The organism is Luteibacter sp. P4_D7_3, assembly GCF_056401735.1.
Genome location: NZ_JBFUIT010000492.1, coordinates 1 through 1,985, shown reverse-complemented (window position 1 = coordinate 1,985; position 1,985 = coordinate 1). Strand labels below are relative to the sequence as shown.

The 1,985-nt window shown below is 63.1% G+C and carries 3 protein-coding genes; 2 read left to right on the top strand and 1 reads right to left on the bottom strand.

Annotated features, from left to right (window positions below):
- Positions 1-235: 235 nt before the first annotated feature.
- Positions 236-718, bottom strand: a complete 483-nt coding sequence (locus AC1DSN_RS21925) for a peroxiredoxin (protein ID WP_063571544.1) — start codon at positions 716-718, stop codon at positions 236-238.
- Between the two features lie 157 nt (positions 719-875).
- On the opposite strand from AC1DSN_RS21925, the gene AC1DSN_RS21920 reads away from it, so the two are divergent.
- Both AC1DSN_RS21920 and AC1DSN_RS21915 read left to right on the top strand, forming a co-directional pair.
- Positions 876-1,328, top strand: a complete 453-nt coding sequence (locus AC1DSN_RS21920; RefSeq protein WP_063571545.1) for an Hsp20/alpha crystallin family protein — start codon at positions 876-878, stop codon at positions 1,326-1,328.
- Between the two features lie 90 nt (positions 1,329-1,418).
- Positions 1,419-1,985, top strand: a 567-nt coding sequence (locus tag AC1DSN_RS21915; protein WP_477332891.1) for a DnaJ domain-containing protein, incomplete at its 3' end; no start/stop codon positions are given.

The window sequence follows — 1,985 nt, the reverse complement described above, 5'->3', positions numbered from 1 at the left end:
GCCGAGAAGGAGCTGACCGACTTTCTGATCTACTACAACCTAGAACGGCAACACTCGCGACTAAACGACATCCCGCCAGTGCTCTTCGAGCAACTGGCGGCTCAGGCTCCTACACCGGTGTCCAGAAAAGCTTGACCACTGCAATTCATCGGCGATCCCGCGGCAGCGGGCCAGGTTGTCGCGAGCACCCATCGCCGATGAATCGGCTCCTACGTAGAAGCGGTACAGCAGTTCGTCAGGCGTCGATGGCCTCGAGCATCGCCTCGGCCGACGTGGCGCCGAACTCGCCCGGAGCTTCCACGTGCAGCACCTTCACCACGCCGTCTTCGGCATAGATCGCGAAGCGTTTCGCACGGATGCCCATGCCGTTCTTCGTGCCATCCAGCTCGAGGCCCAGGGCTATGGCGAACGTGGCGTTGCCGTCGCCCAGCATCAGCAGGTCGTCCGGTGCGCCTTGCGATATGCCCCAGGCATGCATCACGAAGGCATCGTTGACCGACACGCAGGCGACCTTGATCCCGCGCTCGCGGAAGTCTTCCATGTGCTGGATATAACCGGGCAGATGCTTGTTCGAACAGGTGGGGGTGAAGGCGCCCGGCACGGCGAACACCACGACCTTGCCCTGGCCGAATACGTCGAGGCTGGAAATCGTCTCCAGGCCGTCCTTGAACTGGGTGAGCGTGTGATCGGGCAGGCGGTCGCCAACAGCGATGGTCATGGGGAGTCCTTTGCGGGCAGAGATGGCCGAGCTTAGCGCGAACGCCATGTGCGGCCCAACCGGTGTAAGTCGCAGCGGCACTTGAATCCCGTCGGGTCGGTCATATGTTTGTTCCCAGACGGCCACATGGCCGAAAAACTTCTTGGGAGTCAAACAGATGAACCAGCTTCGTCATGTGTCGTTCCGTCGCGCGCCGGTGTTCGGCAGCGACGTCCGCAATGTCTTCGAACAGCTCTTCGGCAACGAGATCGCCGCGCCGGTTGCTGCTACGCCGAACGCCTGGGCGCCGCGTGTCGACATTCGTGAAGAGGACGGCCGCTTCCTGATCCTTGCCGACGTGCCGGGCGTGAACCTCGCCGACATCGAGATCCAGATGGAAAAGAACGTGCTCAGCATCAAGGGCGAGCGCAAGGTGTTCACCAGCGAGACCGAAGGCAAGTTCAGCCGCGTGGAGCGCGCCAGTGGCGCCTTCAAGCGCAGCTTCACGCTGCCGGAAAGCGCTAACGCCGAGGGCATCACGGCCTCGGGCGCTCAGGGCGTGCTGGAAATCGCGATTCCGAAAAAGGCCGAGAGTGCGCCGCGGCGTATTGAGATCAACGCTGCGGGCTGATTCGCTCTAAGCTTGTAAACTGGCCCGCGGTGGACATGCGCCACCGCGGGCATTCTGCTTTTTGTTTTTGACACAAGCCCGGGAGAGCCTGTGGAGTTCAAGGATTATTACGAAGCACTTGGGGTAAAGCCTGAAGCGACCGACGCCGAAATCAAGGCGGCGTACCGCAAGCTCGCCCRCAAATACCATCCGGACAAGAACAAGGAGCCGGGCGCCGAGGACAAGTTCAAGGCGGTCAACGAGGCCAACGAGGCGCTCAAGGACCCCGAGAAGCGCCGGGCTTACGACCAGCTCCGCGCCGGCGGCTATCGCCAGGGTGAGCAGTTCCGGCCGCCTCCGGGCTTCGGTCAGGGTGGTGGTGGAAGCTACGACTTCGGCCATGGCGGCGGTGGTGGCGGCGACTTCAGCGACTTCTTCGAAAGCCTTTTCGGCGGCGGAGGCCGTGGCCGCGGGCAGCAACAGACGCAGGCCCGTCGCGGGCGCGACATCCAGGCGAAGATCGAGACCGACCTGCAGACCGCCTTCAACGGTGGCAAGACGCGTGTCGTGCTCAATGATGCGTCGGGCAGCGAACGCGTGCTCGAAGTGAAGATTCCGGCCGGCATCACGCCGGGGCAGACCATCCGTCTGGCCGGGCAGGGCCATCCAGGCATGGGC